Here is a 6,031-nt window from a genome sequence, read left to right as displayed (position 1 = left end):
AATCGGCTCCCTACATTTTACTGGAAATGGGGAGTTTTTCGAACTTCCCTATAGACCACGGCAAGACATCACACCTTTGGAGGCGGACCGGTCGTGATCCCACATGTTGACCAGTGCCAGCCAGAGTTGCGCAAGGTCATCATCTGAAAATCCGGTGCCTGCCGCTAGATTGGCAGAGACGAAGCCCTTTGCAACGTAGAGGCCGTAGGGGATGAGGGCTTTACGACCCATGGTTCGGAGCGAGTCCTCAGGCTGCGCCGCTTCCCATTCAACGTGTTTTTCATAACTCGCATCGGCCTTGATATCCGCTCCGGTCGGCGTCTTGGCAACACGGGTGATCGACAAATCTAGCGGCATGATCGGATCAACGGATCGTGAGAAAGCTACCTGGACGGGGCCACGTACTTGACCGGCGTTTGGTCCGGTAGCAAGCACAGCGCCAAACGTCCTGATGTCGAAAAAGTTGCCGCAGAGCCAATCCCGTGCGCCTTTCACCTGCGCTTTATTTGATTTGCCATCTTTTGGGACACTGCCATTGGCTTTCTCGTGAGCCAGCGCGATCGGCTTGTTCAGGTTGGTCGCATGTTCCACGAAGATGGCATTGGGCGCTTCGTTGCCGAAAGCTGTCTGGATGTAGTTGCGCACACGGCGTTTGATCGCAACGTCAGACACCAGACCGTGCATGTCTTCCGGATCGATGCGCGGGCTGTTGCCGGCATCCGGGTCGCCGTTTGGATTGCCGTTTTCGCAATCAAACAGGTAAAGAAATTCGTAGCGGTTTTGGATGGTGGTCATTGGGCTTCTCCCTGTTTGGTGGTATCGGTTGTGGCGTTTTTGTCTTTGCTGCCTGCGCGCATGGATGCGAGCTGTTGGTAGTAGCCCAGCGCGAACAGCCCCTGACCTTCAAGGTCGAGGATGCGCGGAGCGCGATCACCCAATTGGCCCATCACATCGGCAATCTTGTTTTCGTACCAGTACGCCAATCCACCTTCGAGCTTGCCGAGATGGTTGCGGGCATTCGATGCGAGCCTGCCCAGGATCAGGCCGGGGGTCTGGCTGGCGGCGGCGTAATAGCGCTGAACCACGCCAGCGCCCACGTCGCCTAAGGCGGCACGTTGCAGGTTTGATAGCACGGCAAGCAATCGCCCGCAGTGGTATGCGGGATCGGGATGCTCTGGATTGAGATAAGCAGTCATGGCGGGGTCTCCTCCTGGTTTGAGTCGAACGAAATACGCTTTTATTAAGCCCATGCGGGCGTGGTAGAAAACTTCACGATTACGCTCATCAGGCGTGAATCTCTCCGCCCGAAACTGCGCTAGTGCTTGGGCAAGTAATGGTTGAGGAATCGGCAGGCGTTGTACGGCTGATTTCCATATCGCCGATACGGAGGTGGCCGGTAGCTGCTCAAGATTTTTTGATATGGATTTTTTTCGGTCATTCCTGACCAACCCAAGGCAAACCTCATAGAATTTGGGGTCGAAGGCCAGGCTTCTCCCATCCCACTTCGTGATCGCCTGATCGGAAAACCACGCTTCGACATTGCGTAGCAAATCCTCGAATCGCCCTTCCATCCAGTCGCGCACCATCACGCGACCCGATGCACCGGAGAGCGTCAACGCGTAATAGCGGCTGTCGCCCAGCAGCGCGCACTCACCACTGCGGATGGAATTAAGCAGACGGCGTGCTGCTGCCTGCGCAGCGGCTTCAATGTTTTCCTGCGTCTCGAAGCCGTTCAACCATTCCAGCGGGTCATCTTCTTGAGCGATCTCTTCCTTGAACCAGTGCACGACCAGCGCGTTGGCGAGCTTTTGGGAGTGGTTGCGTATGAGGTCATTCAGGCCATCCACATATTGCTGTGTCGCTTCGGCACTCATTGCGGCATTGGCTGACTGATTCAGCCCGAAAGACCCGAAAGCGGCCTTGTCGAAACCCACTATGACATCACCCATGCCCAAGCCCCCCACGGCAGACAAGCCTGTGATTTTTGGGTGAGTTGGCAAGGGCTGAGTCGGCTCGCCCGACAGGAGGCAAAGCATCGCGCCATCGGTGGTGTCGCTGAAAGAAGGTGTTGACTCTGACGACCCGCCGCGCATATCCGTGTGTCGCCATTCTCGCCACCATGCCTGAGTGGCAACATCTTCCCGAGGATCCATGCCATCGACCCGCCATCCCAGCCAGTCGGTGGATTTGGCTTTGTGCTGTGCAAGGGCATCACGAATTTCCGCCAGCTTCGAGTCGTCTTCCAGTACGTTGGCCAGCAATGCCAGCGCGGGGATTGTTTTGGCCGACTCGCGTAGCATGGCTACGAAAAAACGATGCCGCTCCTCGCTGCTGGCGATTTTCTTCGCATCTTCATTTGCCTTGAACTGGAGCGCGACGGTTTGAGCGGTTTCCACCAGAAAATGAGATTTACCGCCCGCGTTCATGTTGTGCATGTCGGGGCAGCGAAGCTGCATCTGCCCGCGCTTGCCATCGCCCAGCGGCAGGACGTTGAGAAAACGTCCGTCTGCAGCCAGCTCGACGCACCAGCGAACTTCACGGGTCTTGAAGCCCGGTTCGGAATCCAGGCCGCTGCCGTATTCTCTAAGCGCTCGCAGCATGATTACGCCCCTTCCGGTTTTTTCACCGAGTCACTATCAAACACCGGCACATTCAGCACGCCACCGACAAGCGAGGCGTCGAACAACGTGATGAAAGGTTTGTCCTTGTTGTTAACGATTTCTTTACGCAGGTCGAAGACGTCGTAGAGCATGAAGCCCAAGTGCTGGTCAAGCGCAACGGGCATGGCAGGTTGAGCTATTGGATCTTCGATATATTCAAAGAAAGCGGGAAACTCGCGGCAGCCGAAATAGGGTTGCTGGAAGCATTTTCCAGCCCGGACGCGGCGCTGAAAGCAGGCGTTAAGCTTGCCTCGGTCATTGCCCGATTTCGGGACGATCTTGGCGGTCAGGCGATAACGGACGTTCTTGAGTGCCATCGTTTGGCGCTGGGTTCGCCCTTTCTGGTCTGTGCCGAGTTCATCCTTGCCGCCATCAGCCCAAAGCGGTTCAGGGTTTTCTGCACCCGACATCCACTTGTTGAGTGTCGCCATACCTGGAACAGTGTCTTTGACTTCATTGCGCCGCAAGGCGATGTAGCGCGGTATTTCCAGCACTTCGATGCGGGAGATCTGCCAATGGAAATAAGGCCGGATGGCGCTGCCCTCGCGTTTGCCGTCCCAATAAATCGCGTCGAAGATGCCGCGTGCCGCCGACGGCGTGATGACCGGGTAAGAAAAACGCTCGACCTTCATTTCTGGTCGAGTGAAACAAGCGAGGTCGCCCCAGACTTCCAAGGTGTGTGTCATCATGTTGTCTCCTTATGCGATGAAGAGTTGCGGCCCTTCAGGGGGATTGAGCCCAAGGGTGTCGTGGTAATAGTCACCTTCAAGGATGAACCACTCGTCGGACACGCCGACATTCGCGGCGCTGAAACGTTTCAGTCGGGCGGGAATGGCCCAAGCTGGCATTCCGTCGCGGGGCCGGTAAACGCTGACCGCAAGTCCTTGCGCACGACGCATCCAGCCAGCGGTGATGCCTTCGCGTTCGGCCTCGCTGCGCAGGGCTGCGAAATCGCTCCAGCGATCTCCCCAGGGCACCAGTAATTGAAAGGTGTTCTGATCGATGAGGTGGTAATGTCGGGCAATTTCGACGAAATCCAGTTCGGTAATGGCTTGGTTCAATTCTGCGTTCTGGCTGGCGGGATCGCTCAGGTCGTACAGTTTCTGGTAATAGGTTCGGAAGACTTCCGGGGCGTTGATGTCCAGCTCGCCATAGTTGGCGAGCATCGTTCGGGTGACTTCAGTGGCCTGGTAATAGGCATGCGTGGGGTAACGCCGCCGCCAATTGCTGTCTTCTTCCGGCTCGAACACGATCACTTCGCCAAGCTGGTTTTGTGCATTCATTCTGCCTTCCCGATTGCAACGTCCGGTGGCTTGGGCGATGGCATCGAGTGGGGCGAACGCGCGATAGACAACAGGAAAGTCCACATCGACCCCAGCTTCGACGCATTGCGTGGAAATCAGGCGGCAGGGTTGTCCGTGTTTGAGGCATTTGCGTACACGATCAAGTACTGCTCGGCGGTGCTCTGCGCATAGGTTGGTGGAAAGATGGAAAACGCCGTCAGTGTCTTTCAGCCCGTCGAGTAGGGCAAGGGCATGGCGTTTGAGGTTGCAGACCACCAGCACCTGGTGGGTTTGGGCAATCGTCGCGGCCAAGTCGGGCCAGCTTGTCTTCTCGTTATTCCTTGGCCAGCGCACCTGGACGCGCTTCAGAGTTTTGAAAAGCTCGGGGTGACCCGGCACGATTTCTGCTGGCTTCCAGCCGCTGGCTGCCTGTTTTGCCACGGCCTCATGCAGGGTGTCGAACGCAGGTTGGGTTGCTGTGGCGAAAACCACACTGGAACGGTAGGCATGAGACAGATGCGAAAGCGCTGCTAGTGTCGGTACGGCCAAGTGCTGCGGCAGGCTTTGCGCCTCGTCGAAAAGGATGACCGATTCCATCAGACGGTGCAGTTTGCGGCAGGCGGACGGGCGGTTGGAAAACAGCGATTCCAGCAATTGCACATTGGTGGTGAGCACGATAGGCACGTCCCAGTTTTCCGTCAGCAGGCGTCGCTGACGTTCTTGCGCACCTTCGGCGTCTTGTCGTTCCGATTCCTCACCCAGCCCGGCGAGGCTGTGGTGTTCCAGTACAAAATTGCCGGGGAAATCGGCGAACACTTGTCGATAGATGCGAGCGGTTTGTTCGATCACGGTCAGGAAGGGAACGGCCAGCACGATCCGTTTGAGCCGATGATGTTTCGCGTGCTCTAAGGCAAAACGCAGCATGGCCAGCGTCTTGCCCGATCCGGTCGGCGCGGTGAGGGTAAATGCGCCTGTGTCAGACGGTGCGGCTTTGCCGACAGCGCCCCAAAGCGCTTCGCGGGCGGTAAGCACTTTTGCATCGGCCCGACTGGCCTGGCGAACCTGTTTACCCATGTACGCATCAAGCGCTGCCAGCGCGGCGTCAGGGTCGAATATTGGCCCCGGTTCGCGGGGTTGTTTTCCATGGGCGTTTCCGTTGAAGTGCGCCTCTGTGTCGAGGAAATCTGCGTCGACCAGACAGGAAAACAGCAAACGCACGTCGAGCATCGCGGCGATGGCTTGCGTCCAGGTGGAGATGACGTAGCTGGCAGGCTGCTGAAATGTCAGCCCGTCTTGTTGAACGCGAGACAGAAGCTGCTCAATGTCCGGATCGGAAATCTGTAGGCCGGGAAGCGTTGTAGCGGAAAGGTTGGACGGCAATAGCCCGCGCAGAGCATCCTTGCTGCCGCGTTGCAGTCCAATATGATGCCCCTGGATGGCTAGCGCGGCGGCGACGGCCCGATACTCGGTCAGCGCCAGAGAAGCGCCTTGCGACCAGTGGTCGAGACCGGATTCCTTGCCTTGCAAACGCATCTGAAAGCGCGCGGCGTATTTGCCGAGGTCGTGAAGCAACCCTGCAAGTTCAGATTCCTGAGCCCAAACGGTGTCCGTTGAGTACTCTTTTGCAAGACTGCCGACCGACTGCAAATGCGTTTTCAACGGGTGCCAGTTCCCGTGGTCGTTGGCGCTGTGCGCGTAAAAAATCGGGTGGTCTGGCATAGCCGTTTCGATCTGTTTACGAAGCGGAAACGCTATGGCGCGCTGCTAGCAAATACTGAGGCCACGACACTTCTGGGCGAGAGGAACATACCCAAGGTTTAAAGGATTCAAGGCAAAATGTTTTCATAGGTAACTCCAAGTTCAGGCGCCCAACACGCAAATATATCCAGCAGTAGACGGCCCATATTCACCCGTTGGGCTTCCGGGTTTCTAAGGTGAAACCTTGGTACAAATCATCTTCTTCACCAGTTTCCACTGCCCATGGCTCGTGCGGTACGTTGATAATGTCGCCCAGGATAGTGACAGTACCTTTCATCCTAAATTCGGCAGTTACCCCTGCTGATTTGGCAGGATTCCTTTGATAGGATT

Annotated in this window: 4 protein-coding genes and 1 pseudogene; all 5 read right to left on the bottom strand. The window is 56.8% G+C overall.

Annotation, left to right across the window (positions count from 1 at the left end):
* Positions 1–48 precede the first annotated feature (48 nt).
* Complete coding sequence (gene cas7c, locus Q0C48_RS07445) at positions 49–795, bottom strand: type I-C CRISPR-associated protein Cas7/Csd2 (RefSeq protein ID WP_291523018.1); 747 nt, start codon at positions 793–795, stop codon at positions 49–51.
* Positions 792–2,600, bottom strand: coding sequence for a type I-C CRISPR-associated protein Cas8c/Csd1 (cas8c, locus tag Q0C48_RS07440; RefSeq protein WP_291523016.1), 1,809 nt, complete (start codon positions 2,598–2,600; stop codon positions 792–794). Before cas8c ends, cas7c begins: the two co-directional genes overlap by 4 nt.
* A 2-nt stretch (positions 2,601–2,602) precedes the next feature.
* On the bottom strand, positions 2,603–3,349 hold the full coding sequence (gene cas5c, locus Q0C48_RS07435) for a type I-C CRISPR-associated protein Cas5c (protein WP_291523014.1): 747 nt from the start codon (positions 3,347–3,349) through the stop codon (positions 2,603–2,605).
* A 9-nt stretch (positions 3,350–3,358) separates the two neighbouring features.
* Positions 3,359–5,602, bottom strand: a complete 2,244-nt coding sequence (gene cas3 / locus Q0C48_RS07430) for a CRISPR-associated helicase Cas3' (protein WP_291523012.1) — start codon at positions 5,600–5,602, stop codon at positions 3,359–3,361.
* Positions 5,603–5,849: 247 nt separating this feature from the next.
* Positions 5,850–6,031 (bottom strand): annotated as a pseudogene (locus tag Q0C48_RS07425) (hypothetical protein); the annotation flags it as partial.

Origin of the sequence: Acidithiobacillus sp., from assembly GCF_023255755.1 — a bacterium.
GTDB lineage: Bacteria > Pseudomonadota > Gammaproteobacteria > Acidithiobacillales > Acidithiobacillaceae > Acidithiobacillus.
This window is presented reverse-complemented; position numbering and strand designations above follow the sequence as displayed.

Bases quoted from the DNA above. Each gene is read 5' to 3' on its own strand.
- cas7c (WP_291523018.1), bottom strand. From the start codon at position 795: ATGACCACCATCCAAAACCGCTACGAATTTCTTTACCTGTTTGATTGC.
- cas8c (WP_291523016.1), bottom strand. From the start codon at position 2,600: ATGCTGCGAGCGCTTAGAGAATACGGCAGCGGCCTGGATTCCGAACCG.
- cas5c (WP_291523014.1), bottom strand. From the start codon at position 3,349: ATGATGACACACACCTTGGAAGTCTGGGGCGACCTCGCTTGTTTCACT.